The sequence below is a fragment of the Candidatus Uabimicrobium helgolandensis genome (genome assembly GCF_041508025.1).
Classification (GTDB): domain Bacteria; phylum Planctomycetota; class Uabimicrobiia; order Uabimicrobiales; family Uabimicrobiaceae; genus Uabimicrobium; species Uabimicrobium helgolandensis.
In genome coordinates this window covers 4,775,601-4,792,864 of record NZ_CP165719.1, presented here as the reverse complement: position 1 = coordinate 4,792,864, position 17,264 = coordinate 4,775,601, and the positions used below count along the sequence as shown (strand labels likewise).

At 35.4% G+C, this 17,264-nt stretch carries 12 protein-coding genes; 3 read left to right on the top strand and 9 right to left on the bottom strand.

Going from position 1 to position 17,264, the window contains the following annotated elements:
* Positions 1-84: 84 nt before the first annotated feature.
* From UABHE_RS17480 to UABHE_RS17465, 4 genes are read right to left on the bottom strand one after another with little or no spacing between them, the layout of a single operon-like run.
* A complete protein-coding gene (locus UABHE_RS17480; protein WP_372364525.1) occupies positions 85-717 on the bottom strand; it encodes a hypothetical protein in 633 nt (210 codons plus the stop codon).
* Positions 710-1,564: a HEAT repeat domain-containing protein gene (locus UABHE_RS17475; protein ID WP_372364524.1), complete on the bottom strand. Its 855-nt coding sequence runs from the start codon at positions 1,562-1,564 to the stop codon at positions 710-712. The genes UABHE_RS17480 and UABHE_RS17475 overlap by 8 nt, the downstream gene beginning before the upstream one ends.
* Complete coding sequence (locus UABHE_RS17470; protein ID WP_372364523.1) at positions 1,554-3,713, bottom strand: RND family transporter; 2,160 nt, start codon at positions 3,711-3,713, stop codon at positions 1,554-1,556. The genes UABHE_RS17475 and UABHE_RS17470 overlap by 11 nt, the downstream gene beginning before the upstream one ends.
* Positions 3,710-6,232, bottom strand: a complete 2,523-nt coding sequence (locus tag UABHE_RS17465) for a VWA domain-containing protein (RefSeq protein WP_372364522.1) — start codon at positions 6,230-6,232, stop codon at positions 3,710-3,712. Before UABHE_RS17465 ends, UABHE_RS17470 begins: the two co-directional genes overlap by 4 nt.
* Before the next feature lie 173 nt (positions 6,233-6,405).
* Here UABHE_RS17465 and lptD point away from each other — a divergent pair, with 173 nt between their 5' ends.
* Entirely contained in the window at positions 6,406-8,724 is a 2,319-nt protein-coding gene (gene lptD, locus UABHE_RS17460; RefSeq protein ID WP_372364520.1) for an LPS assembly protein LptD, read from the top strand.
* Entirely contained in the window at positions 8,675-9,673 is a 999-nt protein-coding gene (locus UABHE_RS17455; protein ID WP_372364519.1) for a hypothetical protein, read from the top strand. Before lptD ends, UABHE_RS17455 begins: the two co-directional genes overlap by 50 nt.
* 139 nt (positions 9,674-9,812) lie before the next feature.
* Here UABHE_RS17455 and UABHE_RS17450 read toward each other — a convergent pair whose 3' ends face one another.
* The 5 genes from UABHE_RS17450 to rfbC all read right to left on the bottom strand — a co-directional run bounded on the left by UABHE_RS17450 (position 9,813) and on the right by rfbC (position 15,360).
* Positions 9,813-11,000, bottom strand: coding sequence for a PcfJ domain-containing protein (locus UABHE_RS17450; protein WP_372364517.1), 1,188 nt, complete (start codon positions 10,998-11,000; stop codon positions 9,813-9,815).
* A 652-nt stretch (positions 11,001-11,652) separates the two neighbouring features.
* Positions 11,653-12,510, bottom strand: coding sequence for an endonuclease/exonuclease/phosphatase family protein (locus UABHE_RS17445; protein ID WP_372364516.1), 858 nt, complete (start codon positions 12,508-12,510; stop codon positions 11,653-11,655).
* A 207-nt stretch (positions 12,511-12,717) separates the two neighbouring features.
* Positions 12,718-13,302: a pyridoxamine 5'-phosphate oxidase family protein gene (locus tag UABHE_RS17440; RefSeq protein ID WP_372364515.1), complete on the bottom strand. Its 585-nt coding sequence runs from the start codon at positions 13,300-13,302 to the stop codon at positions 12,718-12,720.
* A gap of 112 nt (positions 13,303-13,414) precedes the next feature.
* The gene (locus UABHE_RS17435; RefSeq protein ID WP_372364514.1) at positions 13,415-14,797 is read right to left on the bottom strand and encodes an RtcB family protein; all 1,383 of its coding nucleotides are present in this window, start codon (positions 14,795-14,797) and stop codon (positions 13,415-13,417) included.
* A gap of 29 nt (positions 14,798-14,826) precedes the next feature.
* The gene (rfbC, locus tag UABHE_RS17430) at positions 14,827-15,360 is read right to left on the bottom strand and encodes a dTDP-4-dehydrorhamnose 3,5-epimerase (RefSeq protein WP_372364513.1); all 534 of its coding nucleotides are present in this window, start codon (positions 15,358-15,360) and stop codon (positions 14,827-14,829) included.
* 232 nt (positions 15,361-15,592) lie between these two features.
* Between rfbC and UABHE_RS17425 the strand changes: the two genes are divergently transcribed.
* Positions 15,593-17,233 carry an FHA domain-containing protein gene (locus UABHE_RS17425; RefSeq protein WP_372364512.1) on the top strand — a complete coding sequence of 547 codons (1,641 nt, stop codon included), beginning with the start codon at positions 15,593-15,595 and terminating at the stop codon, positions 17,231-17,233.
* Positions 17,234-17,264 lie beyond the last annotated feature (31 nt).

The following is a 17,264-nucleotide window of genomic DNA, read 5'->3' as shown; positions in this document are numbered from 1 at the left end:
TAATCGTTGGATTTTTTTTGTCTGCATCACAACTAACACAAATGCTAAAAAATACAACAGCAAAGAATAAACGCGTAAAAATAATTACTCTCCTTCTAAATTTGGAGTGATAAGAACATAATCGTCTTTGATTTCAATTTTTTTCACTCTGCGGATAGCTTTTGCTTTTTCAGGATCTTTATAAAGGTCTTTTGCTAAATTTTGTTGACGTATTTGCTCCATAAGAGCTTCGGGTAAGGCGCGCTTCTTTCCCTCTAAAGACTCTAGAGTTATGATGAGAACACCATTTTCGAGCGAGCAATTAAACACCGCTGTTCCATTAATATAACGTTTACCGAAAAAGCTGCTCTCGAAAGGCCAACTAAGCTGCCCTTTTACTCTGCCATTTTCTATTTCCATATAGAGACGATCTTTAAGTTCCTCGTTGTTCTCAATAATGACATTTAAATCACTAGAGTGCAGTTTTAAAGTCACTTCCTTGCCGCTCTCTATGGTCTCCTGAAACTCAGCTATCTTTTGTTGTGTGGAGTTCTGCTGTTCTTCTGTTACTTCATAATTAAAACTAAGTGGCTTTGCATCAGTAAAATTAGTGAATGCAGCATAACTAATCCATCCAAAACCAGCTAAACCTAAAAGTATACATATAGATACAAAACAACCTAGATAATGAAAACAACCTCTTTTTTTTACTACTTTTTCTTCGATTTGTTCAGTCATTACTTTCTCCTGATAAATTTTCATTTAGAATTTCTTCGATTTCTTCTTTTATATCCTCGTCTTTTTCACAAGAAGCCATGTCTTGCAAAATCTTGATTGTCGTTGATGAATTGCTTACAACTTCTGTTCTTATCGAATCATCTTCGTCTGTTGCTAATTTCTGTAAACAGTTGATAGGTGTTTTTGAATTCTGCGCAACCTCTAATCGTACCTCCCAACTACGATGATCTGCTAAAAATTCAAGTATTTTTGGATCTACAGAGCTATAAGCAGCAATCTCTGCGCAGATTTTATCTGCCATTTCGACTTCTTGCTTTTCATTTATAAAGTCAATTAGCTTTTTAAATAATGAAAACTTATGCGCAAGTCGGTACATGGACTCTTTTTTGGTAAAGTGTGACTCTGAAGTACTCCAGAAATACAGTATCGATATTGGAATACTCTTACTTTCAATAACCGAAAATTTTACTTGCCAACGTTCATCTAGAGCCAATATCGATAGTACACTACTTGGCGTGTTGTCATTTTCAGCAACGCTTTTACGCACGTGAAAATTTTTATCTTTCGCAAGAAAAGACAATATTTCAGCCGTTGCCATTTTACATTCTGCCACTTTTGAGCGCACATACCACGACGAATCGTTCATCAAAATTTGCAAATCTTCGATTTTTATATTTGGCGAAGCAAGTGTTCTACCACGCACTAAATAATGAGGGTCACTGATATATTTTTGCGGATCAATATGAGCATTGTGATAGCGTTTTTCCCAAGAGTTTTGTGCGTGAGAAGTGTCACAACAAATAAAAAATAGAATAAAAATAGTTATTATAATGCAATTATTTCTCATCTTTTCTTCGCCCCTTTGTATAGAGTCTCAAACTGATAGGAAGAAAAGAAACATCCCCTATCCATGCGCTAATCATTCCCACAGATAACAAAAGTCCAAATTGCGTTGTTGGTAAAAACGCGGACAATAAACCGATGAGCAAAAAAGCTCCAAATAGAATAAAAGATGTAATCCATATAGCACTACTATTCATAGATAGGCTATGCAACCACTTTTGAGAAAAACCTTTTTGCTCGTAGTGGTAAAATGAATGGAAAAGGTGGATAGTGCTATCAACTGCAATACCAAAAGCAATCGAAAAAACCATCACCGTACCAATAGTTGTTGGAAAATCAAAGACTTTTAGAGCACATGCCATACATCCTAAAGGAAAAAGATTAGGAATAATTGCAAGGTATAATATATGTAAATTTTTCAAAAAAACAGTCATCAGTAACAATGAAAATGCTATTGTAAAAAATAAACTTTCTCCCATTGACTGCAGCAAGTACATTTGAATTTGGATCACCTGATCTAATGTTCCAGTAAATACAAAATCACCAGAAAAATTTTGCTGCTCATATATCTGAGTTATGTTTTCTTTTAGCATATGAAAGTGTTCACTACCAATAGCATTACTCAAAATCTGAATACGGTAGTAATGGTCACTTGTAAAATTTACAAACACATTAGCATTTGTTTCTCTAAGCTGTTTCTGCATATTGTGTAACGTCTCAGAAGTAGAAATAGTTAAATCTTCTTCCTCATATTGGTCAAAACCAATGGCAGACTTGTTCACAAATAAGATATATTGGTTTAGACTTATGATATGGCGAATATTATTTAAAGATTTAAGTTCCTTTTCAAAAGATGCGACCTTCGTATAAAAAGTATAGTCTATAAATTTTCCTTGTGATTTTGGTATCAATATTTCAATGCTACTGCTTCCAGTTATACTTTCTTGGATATGCTTAGTATTCTTTCGCAAAGTGTGCTCATATGCAAAATATTTTAAACCATTTGATTCTGCAGAATTATAAAGAACAGTAATCGCTCCACATATTATAACTGTAACTGGCACAAGAAGCCATGTGCCATTTTTGGTACCTAAGGCAAAAATTTTGCTCTGTGTAAAACCTTTGCCATGAATTTTTTTGTCATAAAGAGTTAAACGAAATAAAGACGAAAACCCCAAATGAGTGATATAGCAACTAGCAAAGATAATCCACACAGATATCGACGTATATTTCCCTAAAAGATAAATAGGTTTGACATTAGATACCATGAGCGAACCAAACCCAATTGAGGTTGTAAGTGCTACAAGGAAATTGGGAATCAATTTTTCCTTTAAACCAGCAATATAATCTTCGAAATGAGTTAGACTAAGGAGTATATGCATATGCATTGCTGTCGAAAGCACAAAAATGAGTACTGGAATTAAATTCGTTATAAGATTAAGACTATTGCCCATTAGTGAAAAAATTCCCATAGAAACCACTAAGGCATTTACAATAGCAAGTAACCAAGCAACTACAACGCGAAAACTGCGAAATACCCACACCATAATAAGTGAGCAAAATACAATAAGCGTTGGAAAAAACTTGGTTTTCACTTCTAAAGAACTCAGCCCTAAATAGTAACCGACAACAGGCTCTCCAGCAAAAAAAATGTTCGCAATCTGCGGATGGGTTTTGATGAAAAAAGGAATTTTCTGTACAATATGAGCAATCGCAGCCTGTTGTAGCTCATTGTCGCGTTCGAAAACAACTAATGCTGTATAAAACTTATCTTTAACAAAAGGAAAAATAAGCTCTTTAGAACTTTGTTCGCCGCTGATAGTCTCTTTCAATTGAGACTGCAAAGACAGAGGTGTATCTAGTAAATAAGAATGGTAACGAACAACACCATTTTCACTGACAATTTCCTTGATAACTTTCTCAGCGAGACGAATACTTTCGTCATTTGTTTCTTGGAGTTCTATAGATAGTACAGTTGTTTCATCTTGGGGAAAGTTTTGGGAAAATAACAAATCATTGTTTTTTGCTATTGCCGAATTTACCATAAATGTTGCTACTGAATTATTTTGTTTTATTGTTGTTGCTGGAAAAACAAAGTAAGTTGTTATAGCAATTTGTAATAAAAAGATGATGAGCGCTATTTTTTTGTTCATAGTTTTCTCATTGCCGAAAATATTAGTAAAAATATTAAGAATAAACTGCACCACAGAAATATATTTTGTAGAGGATAACGATCTTCGATAAAGCTTAGCGCAAAAATTTTGCTATCGTCATTTGTAATTCTGGCTCCTCCTGTTTGTTCGCAAACTTCTGACCATAACAAGTTATTGATAGCTAAATTTTTATACTCTTTCTTGTATGGTGGTGCAAAAGTAGTTGTTGCGCGTGCGACGACTTGTTCCTTTTTCTTCACAACCACATCTATTTTCTGAGGTTTGCCATTATGAGGAACAAATGCACTCCACTTTGTAGCCGATACCTGCAAAAATTTTTGCGACGAAATAATAGTATAGTTTTGTGGTGGTGTAACTGTAAGTAACAACTTTGCGCCGCGGCCAGTGATCTCTTCTATTTCAAGTAAAGCATGCGGCGTGTCAACATTTTTAGCTAGTAAGTTATAAGTGAGAGTGCTACAAAATTGCGGATATTTTTGCCACTCTTGCCAAGTTTCATATTCACCTGCCCACAACATTACACGTCCAAGTTTCCAATTCCACTGTAGTAATAGAGGTTCTTTTGTTTCGCGAACAACCAATTCAACTTTACTATTTCTTTTAGTTTTGTAATGATTATATTTCTTGATCCCTGGAAACTTTTGAAATTTAGCAAATATAGGAGTTGCTGCCGTTTTATCTACAGTAAAATATTTTTTGCTGTCTTTCTTCGGTTCTTTTTCTGGTTTGTTAAAGTCTGGTATATTTGGAAGCTTTATTTTATTTTCTTTTGGCTGCTCATTTTTGGGAATTGGACCGCGAATTTTTAATATACGGTCAACATCTTTTACCACAAGAGCACGTATATTGAGATGATCTTCTGTTATATAAAAACTCCCCTCTCCCTCATGAGCAATGGCCGACAACAGCGGTTCATCAAGAAATTCACCAACACCTATTGTCGTCACACTAATATTGCTATCGTTCATTTCATTAACCATTTTAACAATAGTGCCTCGGGAAAGAACATCACCAAATCCGTCAGTAAGTAAAATAATGTGCTTGATATGAGTCGGAATACGACGCAATTTTGTAAAAGCCATCTCAAGAGCCGACTTGATTATTGTTCCACCTCCTTGAGAGGAAATTTGACTTAAACGTTTTTGTGCCCAATCAAAGCTAACAATAGGCCCCAAAGGTATAATCCAGTTTGGCTCAACGTCGAAAGCAATCACTCCAATACTATCTTTTATCCATAAACGCGAAATAGTTTCTAGTGCTGACTGTTGCGCTAACTGTAGCTTTTCACCTTTCATACTTTCCGAACGATCAATAATAAAAACAAAAGCGGCAGAACGCGCTTGTATTTTACGTGGTTTTTTATTGTCACTTTTTGGTTTTTTATTTTCTTTGGGAGTTTTATCATTTACTGGAGGATCTTTTTTCTTTTGCGGAACATACATTCCTGGTAGCCAACTACTGTTTCCCTGCCCTATCCATAGAACACTACCTCCTTGCTCTAAGTATTTTTGCAAAAAAGTATTCATTTTGCTAGAGAGTTGTTTGCGATTGATAACCACAATTGCATCGTAACTTACACGAGCATTAAAATGTGTCGTCGTTTTAATATTATAAAACGCAAGAGATTGTGCAAGGTAATCGTTGTTTACCTGTCCTATTATAAGAACAGTTGGTTGTTTTATAATCGTTGTTGCAGCAAAACCTTTATTGTTTTGAGGTCGATCATTGGCGTCGATTGTTGCTTCAAAAAAATAATCACCTGGGCTAAGAATATTTCCTGAGAAAGTAATATTGTTTTTACCTTTTTGAACAACAATGTCGCGCATTATATATGGTTTTTGATTTGCAAGCACTCTAACGCGCACACTTCCAAAAAAGGTACTGCGATAGTTAAGAGTAAATTCGGGACGCTCACGAGGATAAAGTTGCGGAGAAATAGACAATTTATCAAAATAAAATTCCCTGGTGCGCTCGCTTGGTGTTATTGCAAAAATAGGAATTTTTTGGGACTGGTATTTTCCTAGTACTTCTGAAGATAGTATTTGTTCCGTTCCGTCACTGTACACAATTATCTTCCCAGGATTTTTATTCCTACGAATAAGAGCTAACGCTCCCTGAAGAGCTTCTTCTAAAACGGAAAAATTACTTGTAGGAGAAATCTTTTTGGGAAACTTCTTGTGTATAGATAACTCATCGCCGAATAGAATAAAATGTATATCATTTTCCGAAGAGGACCATTTTTTATGTATGGGTAGCGTTAGGAAGTCTTGCATTTCTTGTGGTGATATACTTAACGAGGTGTCGATACAGCAAACTATTGTTTGTCGCTGCTTTTTCTGATACTTCCATACGGGCAAAGAAATGGCAACAACAACAAAAGTTATTGTTATTAACCACAAAATCAAGCTCTTACTCCACGATTTTCTTAAAATTTTATAGAGAAAGAGTAGCATTGGAGGAAAGAGTAGTATGAGCAGAGAAGGGTATATAAATTCCATAGTAAATCCAAATTCTCTAAAATTATAATGAGGAGTTTGACTTAATAAAGTATCTTTTGTAGTATAAGGAAGATAAGGGACCTATATAAATAATTAGAGCGCACCCTATTACAAAATATTTCCATATGTTTTCACAACTTTAAACAAAAACATCGTTAGAAATCAAGGATTTTATGAAAAACATCATTGTCGCGTTTGTTCTATTGACTCTGATCTATGGACAGCAAGAATCTATAGCCCAAGATTCCACCAAAAAAAAATCGCAAAAAACCACAAAAACAGATAAGTGGGTAAAACTACTTGGAGAACCTGCTAGTTCAAATCCAGAGAAGCTTCCTTTAAATATGGATTTTGGCGCTGTGGAAATGCAGGAATACCAAGGAAAAAATGTCTGGGTACTCACCGAAGGTGTACATTTATGGCAAGAAACAGTAGAAAATGAAAAGCCTAAAACAGTATTAGAGTTGTATAGTGAGTCAGCGGTAATATGGTTTCCTGGAGAAAAACAGTCCTTTGGCGAAGATAGCAAAAAAGTTCAGGTAAAAAACGCTTTAATATACGCTGAAGGCAACGTCCATTTTTTTTGGGGAAACAAGACTTTGCGCTCTAAAGCGATGTTTTTTGATACAAGTAAACAAACGGGTGTCCTTACAGAAAGCATCGTTCGAGGAACGAGAGAACAAACCCCTCTCTTTCTTCGCGCCCAAACCCTGCGTATACATTCCAAAAACCATATAGAAGCTCATAATGCAGATATTTCAACTTGTCAATTTGGAGAACCGCACTATCATTTTTCCGTAGACCATCTTGAAATGCGCAAAAATAGCGAAAGGTCCTACATTGTATCAGAAGAAAATACATTGTATGCACAAAACACCCCTATTTTTTATATTCCATATATAGCAGGACACTCTTTAGAAGACTTTCCTCTACGTAATGTTCGGGTGGGAAGTTCTTCGCGTTTTGGTAATCATTTACTTACGCTGTGGGGTGGAGAACTCTATCGTAACAAACAAAACTGGTTACAAAGTATGAATTGGGATTTAAATCTAGATGTATATGAAGAGAGAGGTTTTGGTATAGGGCCAGGATTTAATTATGAGGGAGACTCCTTTCTTGGTTTTTTCAAAACGTATTATGTACATGACCAACCACTTCGCGAATTAGGCAACACACTTGACGGTGATCCTTTAGATGAAGAAGAAGCTACTTTTGAAATTTTATATCGCTTTTACTGGCAACATCGTCATCAACTACCAAACGATTGGTTTTTAGACATAGAACTTTCACATATTTCGGATGAAGAATTATTGTTTGATTTTTTTGAAAATGAAGCCCGCGAAGAAAAAGAACAAGAAACCTATGCGCATCTCAAAAAAGTATGGAAAAACCATGGAGTCACATTTCTCGCAAGTGCTAACTTAAATGATTTTCAAGAACAAATCGTATTCTTACCACGAGGAACATACCATCTTATTAAACAGCAACTTTTCTTAGATAAATGGGGTGGTGGTCTGTATTATAGTACTGATGTCGAATTAGCAAATGTTCGCCGTGAAGACGACGAACAAAATCGTTCACAATTTGATGGCGAGCGCATTATTCGCTTTGATTCAATACATACTCTCAATTATAAAATATCTGCTGGTGGCATTCAATTTGTACCTTTCCTAGAAGGACGCAGTACTTATTTTGAAAAAAGTATAGATAATTTTAACGAAGTGCGCGGTGTTTTTTCTACAGGAGCAGAAATTTCCACTAATTTTTACCGTTTATTTTATGTAGAAAACAGCCTTCTCGATATTCATCAACTTTTACACGTTTTCACACCACAAGTACGCTACGAGTTTTTGCGCACGACCATTGATTCTAATGAACTCATACCATTTAATGCCGTAGAAGAAGTAGACGATTTACAACAAGTAACCTTGCGCTTAATCAATCGCTTACGCACCGTCCGCGAAAGTGGTAGTGACGATTTTTTTCTCCTTGAGTTAGAACTTTCCTATTTACCAGAAGAACAAGGAGGGTTTCGCGAGCAGTTATCCAATCTAGAAATTGACTTAGTATGGAACATTCGCAACAATTTACGTCTTATTGGTAATGCTGAATATGATTTTCAGGTAGATGGTTTAGACGTATTATCTTCTTCTCTTATCTCACAACCATTAAGCAATTTGTTTTTAAGCCTTGATTTTCGTTACCAACGAGATAATAACTTCATCACAACATACAGGGTGCGTAATGACTTCAATGAAAAATGGGGTTTTGAAATTTCGCAACAATTTGATTTTGATGGAGACGAAACACTACGAGAAAGTAATTTTACCGTACGTCGTATCTTTCACCGTTTTGCATTTGATATTTCCCTAGAAATCGATAATGTTGACGATGAAGTTGGGGTGAGCTTTTCAATTTTGCCAATGGATTTTGGGAGTAGTGGTGGTTTATTTGTACCAAAACAAAGAAACTTTACCAACGTTTATCGCTAAACATCTGTTACCATTACAACTTTTCACGCGTATTCATTCGATAAACAGATATAGATCAAACACTTATGTAAAACGCGAAGACGAGTTAAGTGCGAGTATTGTTGGCTCTAAGTATCGTAAGTACGCAAGTATTATTCCATTTTTAAAACAACAAAATTTTTCTGAAGTTGCGATAATTGGTGGGGAAAACTCAAACAATATCGTTGGTATTTTACAGTTCTTAAATGAACATAATCTTACAGCCAAACCATTTCTATTAAAGCAAAACCAACATAACTTACGCGGCAATTCACTGTGGCTACGTCTACTGTGCCCTGAAAATGAAATTTACTGGATAGAACGAAAAGATTGGACGCGAGTAAACGATATCGCCTATGCATATTGCAACAGACAAACACACAAAACTTTTGTGCTTGAAGAAGGCGGAAACCACGAAAGTGCTCTATGGGGAGCAATGACTCTTGCTATTGACATTTTGCGAAACGAACAACAGAATTCCCTAAATTTTTCAGATATTTTTATTGATAGCGGCACGGGGATTACCTCAATTGCAATGATTTTAGGCTTTGCTGTTATGCAAGAACATAACCGCAATTTTCACATAACAATGATCGCAGGTAACGAAAGTACTTACAGAAATCTCTTGCAAAAATATACTTCCTACATTGAAAATACTTTATCAACCACTATTGATACAAGCAAGTACAATATTACATTTCATACTCCTCCCACAGCAAAATCATTTGGAGCTGTGAATACTACTGTTTTAAACGAAATTCAATTAATCGCACGCACCACAGGAATGCTTGTTGACCCAATATATTCAGCAAAACACTTTCTAACAGCGAAAAACACCGTTACACAAAACTCACCTTCTTTGCTTATTTTCAATGGATCGAGCTTTGGTCTTGCAGGTTTTCAAGAAAAAATAGAGCAAAAAATTAAGTAACCCAAGCTGTAGAAATATAAATTACAATCGTATCTAACATGAACATTCGCATATTTATTGAATCATTCAAAATAATTCGACTTTGTCTGCGTTTTAAGCAAGCCGCAAAAAGTCTTTGCGACTTGCTTAAAATCTATTTTTACTGAAGCTCTACTTTTAAACCTTCTTTATCAGCCCAACATTGTAAAGCTTCTAGAGAATCTCTATCCGGTGCCTGATTGCATTTCATTTTTGCTTGGCATATCAACTTTTGATCATTGTCTATTTCAATAGTCATAATTCGCTTGCGAATATTTTGTTTTAGTATTGCCATTGACCAAATAGAAGTAGTGCCTCTAAGACATTTGGGAATATAATTTGCAACACAATTTCTCATTTTTCGCCCTTCTTCTATCAATGACCAGTTATTTTGCAATTCATCAATGGACAACTTGCAAAATTTTAGTGTACTGTCTTGTTGATTATAACCATTAATACCAGATTGTTTCCACGATCGATACTTAGTATGATAATAAACTTCTAGAGAAAGAAATCGATGCCAATTATTCACTTTATTTAGCAAAGAATTGTCTGTCTGACCTTTCAAAGAAAAATTAGACTCAAGAACTATTGTATCTGTAAATTTTGCTTGGTAAACATAGTCTATAATTTCAGATATTTTATGATACGGTAAGCATTCACTATTGCAAAGTATAACAATCAATTTTTCCCAGAAATTTTCATTATCGAAATTGTTTCCTATTCGACTACAAACAACCAAATCTGCAAGAACTTCATCTCCTCCCATACCACGAACTTGTGACCACCGTAAAGCTTGATTTATAGAGAGATCACCAGGGGCATGCACAAAATAATGAGACATTTTTTTTGTGAAACGCAGTGGGAGATCATTTACTGTTCGCAAATTTTGACCACTACCGATATGCTTAAACCAATTTTGCTTGCGGATAACATCAGGAGAAGGATCTTCAAACCATATCGACATCATAAAAGAAGGGACTGGATATTTTGCAAATAAATGAGTAAGTAAACAATAAAACTGCCTATTGGCACTTCCGCATTTTTCAGGTTTCCATATGAAGAAGGAATTTATCCAAGAATTACGATGCGAAATAACCGCGCGCAAAGATTTTACAAAAGAAACGCCTTGAAAATATTGTTGCTGGGTCCCTCTTATTTGTGGCCGTAACAAGCAGGAATACTGCCTTACGTGAGTTATAATCTTCATAAAAAAGCTTCTTTGTTTTTTGTTCTGGCAAGAAGCTAAGGCTTTTTTAATTTCACTGTCAATGCATACTTTGACGTTTTTTTGATATATAGACATCATGGCTCTTTCTATCACAATTTTGTAAGACACAAAGTAAGTAGAAATAGAGATCAGTCTATATTTTTTATAGATTATTCAAGTACGCAAATGAAACCACATTTTGTGTGAAAGTTTAAAGAAAATATGTGTTGGATGAGAATTGGCACATACAAAATCTCTATTTCTATCGCTAAAATAGATAAAATATACATTATGAGAGATCTTGTAAGTAAAACATGGGATTTGAGTCCAAAGGACTCAACATTGTATTTTCGAAATAACAAACAGACGGCTTTTGATAAAGTCACATATATACTACTATATTGTTTCTGTTTTACAAGCATTTTATTTCAAAAATAACTTCTGTTTGGATTTTTCGTTAGGAGCTTTTATTCAAAGTACTTGTAAAAGCAAAGGCGGATTAACTTATATTCGGACGAAAATTTTGTTCTCACACAAAACTTATAATGCCAAAAATGGCTTTTGGTAAGTTTAACTTAGATAGGTATTAGTTATAGTTAGCGTCGCGACTACAATTACAATAGTTGCTAATAACTAATCAATAACATGTCCTAGTTTTAGAACAATTAATGTAGGAAAGAAAGGTTGGTTTAGGGAATGGATATTTTTTGAGAAGCGGATGGTTCTTTACATAAGCAAAGAACCACAAATATTACTGTTCAATTAGATTTAGCTTGTTGTGTTTTTTGACTTGTTTTAAGCTTGAACTACTTGCTTTGAGAAATTCATTGCTTATGGTAATTTTTGCAGAGATAGGTCGGTGGTCGCTAGTTAAATGATCATCAGGAAAGTCTCCGGACTCAACGATGATTTCACATTCATAATTCTCTGATTTTATTGTTGTGAATATAAAGTCAAGAACAGAATTAAAAAATCGATGTGACTGGGTTTTTACTAATTCATCTGGACGCACCCAGTTAAAAACACCATCTTTAGTCAAATAATCAAAACCACGATCATGTTTTTTTTCACCACGAGAAATATCCCAATCAAAATTATAATCTCCAACGGCAATCACTGGTATTTTCTGTCGGCTAGCCCAATTATTGAGAAGTTTAGCCTGTTTATGACGATAATACCATCTACTACGATATAAGTGATTAACCATAAACAAAAAAGTTTCTTCTGTTTCGCGGTCATAAAATTTTGCAACTAGCGGTGAACGTACTCGACCGTTTATATTTACTTCATGAAGCTCGAACGACTCCAGCATCTTCAGGCGACTTTTGTTGTAAACAATAAGTAGTCTTTGGTCTCTACCTGTAGAGCCAAGTATAGAGTCAAATTTATGCTCTTCACCTTTTCCTGCTGCTTTTTCAAATAACTGCGCGGCACTTTTTCCTTCTACTTCCGATAATCCCCAAATATCATATCCCTGGAAATCGGCAATACGCTTTGCAACAACATGCGCATCCGCCCCTGTAGATTCCACATTCCACGAAATAATACAGAGCTCTTCTGAATAGGAAAAAGAAATAACTAATACAAACAAAAAACTAATGAGTTTCATTTTGTTAGCTCTTTTTTATAAATATAAGTAAGAGTGCGATTTAGTTAGATTACTTGCCTTAATAAGATAACAACTTGTTTCATACTTGGCAAGTATTTTTTATTATTTATCAACAATAGATATATTAACCACTAACACCCTTCTCTATATAACCTTATGAACATTCTATTAAGGTGTAACAAAGAGCTAACAAAAAGCTAATAGAACTTATTTGTCTTCCACAGGTTCACCTTGTTGTAAACGTAAAGGAATTACTCCTGCCCAAACAGGCAAAGCATAGTCTTCTTTATCGTCGACTGGTGGACCAGTGCGAATCTTGGCAACTGCTTCTTCAATGTTAAAGCCTACAACAGTAGTTGCTTTAAGTTCTTGCTTGTTCATCATACGTATTTCGCCAATGCGCTCCGGCGTAATCTTTTCAACAAAAGTAGTAAGCACATCTTCTTTTTCCGCATCAACAACCTGAAAACCTCGTCCGTATATATTGAGCGACCGATAGTTCATTGAGTGATGAAAAGCGGAACGCGCCAAAACAAGGCCATCAAGAAGAGTAATGTTAATACACACTGATTGCGAAATCGCACAGTGAATCAATCGGCTTTTTGTTGCACCATGTATATACAAAGTATTGCCTATACGCCAATGAACTGTTGGAATCACATGAACACTATCTTCGTTCTGGAAACCCAGTGAACACACATAAGCTTCATCAATAATTTTATGTATTGTTGGTAAATCGTAATTTGCTCTCTGTGGAACGCGTTTAATTGTAGTACGCTGTGTTTTTTGCATGGCTAATCCTATCTAAGAAAATAAAACAAATATTTCATTTGATCAGCATAAGCCAAAATTGGACTTTAAAAAAGAGCCATTTTTGATTTTTAAAGAGTGCCATTAGCTAGTTCTAATCCTCTGGACGCTCACCGTCCTTCGCCATTTTGACAATTCGCGGTTGAAAACAAGCAAGGATTTCTACCAAGTTTTCGGAGTGACGCATGACCATGTCGATATCTTTATAAACACTTGGTGCTTCATCGAGACCAGCGCTTAACAACGTCACATTTTTGCTCTTAATTACTTGATTAACATCTGTCCAATTAAAACTTCTTTTTGCTTGACGACGCGACATTACTCTTCCTGCTCCATGAGGCGCACTTAACAGAGAGCTTTCATTTCCCTTACCACGAACGACATAACATGAATTTACCATTGAACCTGGTATAATGCCAATGTCTCCTTCTCCTGCTGGAGTTGCTCCTTTACGGTGGACAATAACTTCTTTGCCATCGTGCATTTCTTTCCACGCAAAGTTATGATGGTTCTCTATTTGCAAGAGCGGTTTGGCTCCTAGAGATTTACAGATTTTTTTATGAATAATGTGATGGTTAGCTGCAGCATATTTTCCCATAAGCTCCATTGCTTGCCAATACTCTTGACCTTCCTCACTATCTAAAGATAACCAAGCAAGATGCTGCAATTCTTTTGGTAAATTCGGGCGCAATTTCATTGCGAGTTTTGAATAGTGATTTGCTACCGCACTACCAGCGCCGCGACTGCCACTATGTGACAGAACAGCTAAATAAGATCCAGACTCTAAACCAAGAGCACCGTGCGTTAAAGTAAGTTCACCAAACTCAACAAAGTGATTCCCTGAACCGCTAGAACCTAATTGCCTAATTGCACGAGGTTTTACATGTTTTGTCACCTTGGAAAAAGACCAATCTTCTTGCAAAACAGGATGATCGTGAGATCTATCAAAGGCTTTGCCAATACCAAACAGTGTATCTTTTTCAAGCGTTTTAATTAAAAAGTCTTTATTATCGTCCACGTCCTGCGCTGGTGAATCAAAAACTGTCATTTTCACGCGACAAGCAATATCAACTCCTACAGCATAAGGAATTACAGCTCCTTCTGTTGCTAAAACTCCGCCAATTGGAAGGCCATAACCCTGATGGGCATCTGCCATAAGTGCTCCGCGCCATGATATTGGCAAACGACAAGCATTCTCCATTTGTTTAACAGCTCCTTCAGGAAGATCTTCTCCCCAAATTTCCCATGGTGCTGGTTGTTTACGTTCTTTGAAAGCACGGTCTTTAAAAACTTTTTTGGCAAGAACACCAAAATAAGGATTGGTAAAATTCGCATCTGGTTTACTTATTGCTAGTTGTAATTGTCGGTGGATTTTTTTCTTGTTAAGACCTTTTTCTCGCGCTTTCTGAACAAGTTCAAGCGCAAAATCAATATCATCGGGATCTACACCTATATCTAGCAGTTGCTTTTGTTTCATGTTATTGTGGTCCTTTTTAAATGAAAACTCTAGAAATTCAGTTCTCTCCAAGACGGTAGAGAATTGTCTTTTGATGAGACAATAGGAGTTTGTGGTTTCCAGGGAATATTGAGATCCGGATCATCAAACTTGATTCCACATTCAGCGCTAGGTTGGTATTCTTTTGTGCACATATACATAACAGCAGCATGCTCTGAAACTACGGCAAAACCGTGAGCAAAACCTTCAGGAATAAATAGCATTGCAGATAAGTCTTGTAGTTCTACACAAAGATGCTGTCCAAAAGTCGGAGACTTTGTACGCAAATCAACAACAACATCTTGAATATGTCCTTGAAGAGGTATCAACATTTTTCCTTGAGAAAAAGGTTGTTGCTGATAATGTAAACCACGTATAACATTTTTCGGGGAAAAAGAATAGTTACACTGAACAAATTTTAACCCTATTTTCTCCATTACACTATCTTTAAAAATTTCCTGAAAATAACCTCTTTTATCGTGAAACGCTTTACTCTTTATTAGCAAAACACCTGACAATTGCAACTCTTCTATCGTAAAGTTCATCACTTTTTCCCAAATTTTTTAAGCGGCATCTAGTCAAAATTCTTTTACTATTTATATTTTATCTAGTACAATTTAGATAATGGCTGTACAAAATACATTGTAAGTGACCTGACCCATCACTTAATTATAACCTAACTATTAATTTAATTCCATGGGTTTATAAACATTCAAAACTATATTTCATGTCAGAACCAGAAAGGAAGTCAAGTATAGTAATCTTGGCTAGTTTCTTATGGAACCTTGCGCTAAATTGATTGTATTCTTGCGAGATCAAAAATTAGAGTTTATTCTCAACAAAGAGAATATGACTATCGGGCGTGGTGTTAATCAAAGTATTGTGATTAACGAACCCACTATTTCGCGATTACATGCAAAAATTTTTATCAGAGATGGTAGTTATTTTTTAGAAGACCTCAGTACTTTTCAAAAAACATATTTAAACAAAGGTACTATTCAAATCCCTAAAAATCTAAAACACAAAGACATCATACAACTTGGTAATGTAAAAAGTTTGTTTCTACTAGAAAAGTTAAAACCCGAAGAACAGCACGTTCTCGAAGAAGTTCAGTATACTTTTAAGGGAGATTACCAAAAGGGAGAAGAGGACGATATTCATGCGCCAATACAAGCAGAAGTAAGCGATATTTTTGCCAGCGTAGAAGATGTTCTTGATGATAAAGAGCAAGTCGAAATAGAAGAGGCACCTCTATCAACAGGTGAATCGTTAGATATGCCACTAAGTGAAATACCTTTTGCTAATCCTGTAACATTTACTGAAGAAGCGCCTCCAGTAGTCAATGTTGTGAGTAGAGTCCTTGATGCGCACATTTTATGTGAAAATACACGACAATGCATGCCCATAACAAAAGAAGCTATTTATATCGGTTTTGATTCTATTAATGAAATTCAAATAGCAGATCCATATTTTTCTAAAGTACATTTTGCGCTTCTATTCAATAAAAAATCAAATAAATATTATTTAAAAAATATGGGAGATAAAGAGGTTCGTTGTAATGGTACACCTATTGAAAATATGGAAGAATTAGACCACTATTCTATTATTAGCACAGGAAAATATAAATTTCACTTTTTCTCTGGATTTCAAGAAGTCGCAGATTTACAAAAAATTATGCTAGAAGAAATTCAAAACAATGCTTTTCCAATGCGATTCTTCCCAGAACTTCCCGGTGAAACTGTGATACTGGACTCTTCTGCTTTGCAGTTAAAAGGCGAGTATCAATTTATGGGGGCGCCAAGTCCTTTTTTGAAAAATGTATTTTTCACAAAAGATGTCGACAGTAGTAAATACATGTTCCTAGGGGAAATTATAGGAAACAAAGACGACCTACCCTCCTCGACAATTGATCCCTACCTAGTTAAAATACAAGGAATTTTTGAAACAATACTAGAATACGAAACTATTCCACTGCAAATAATGAAAGACTTTAATCGAATCATCTACTCAAAATACAAAGGCCTTAGTATTAATGGAACTCTTATCATGCTACACCGTGATAATATTATTTGGGTAGGAGATGGTGTATGTTCACCGATAGCTTACTTAGAGGGAAAAAGTATCATCCAATCTTCTAAGGGAATGCCAATTGGCTGCTATAAAAATTTTCTAGGTTATGAGCAAAGGCTCACTTGGAAAGAAAATGACAAAATTCTGTTTTTCACCTCTGGCCTTCTTGGTTGTAATTTGAAGTCACAAAGTCTGTTAGTGACCTTAGAAAGTTTAAAACTTTTACTAGGCAGTAAAATCTCACAAGAAGGATTTTCTTTAGGCAAATTAACAGAAGACCTATTAGGTAAGATAGAAACACATCAAGAAATCTTACTCACTTTAATTTCTCGTGAACCTTTGGGATAATAACTCTCTAACTTGGAAATATTGTCGCTAA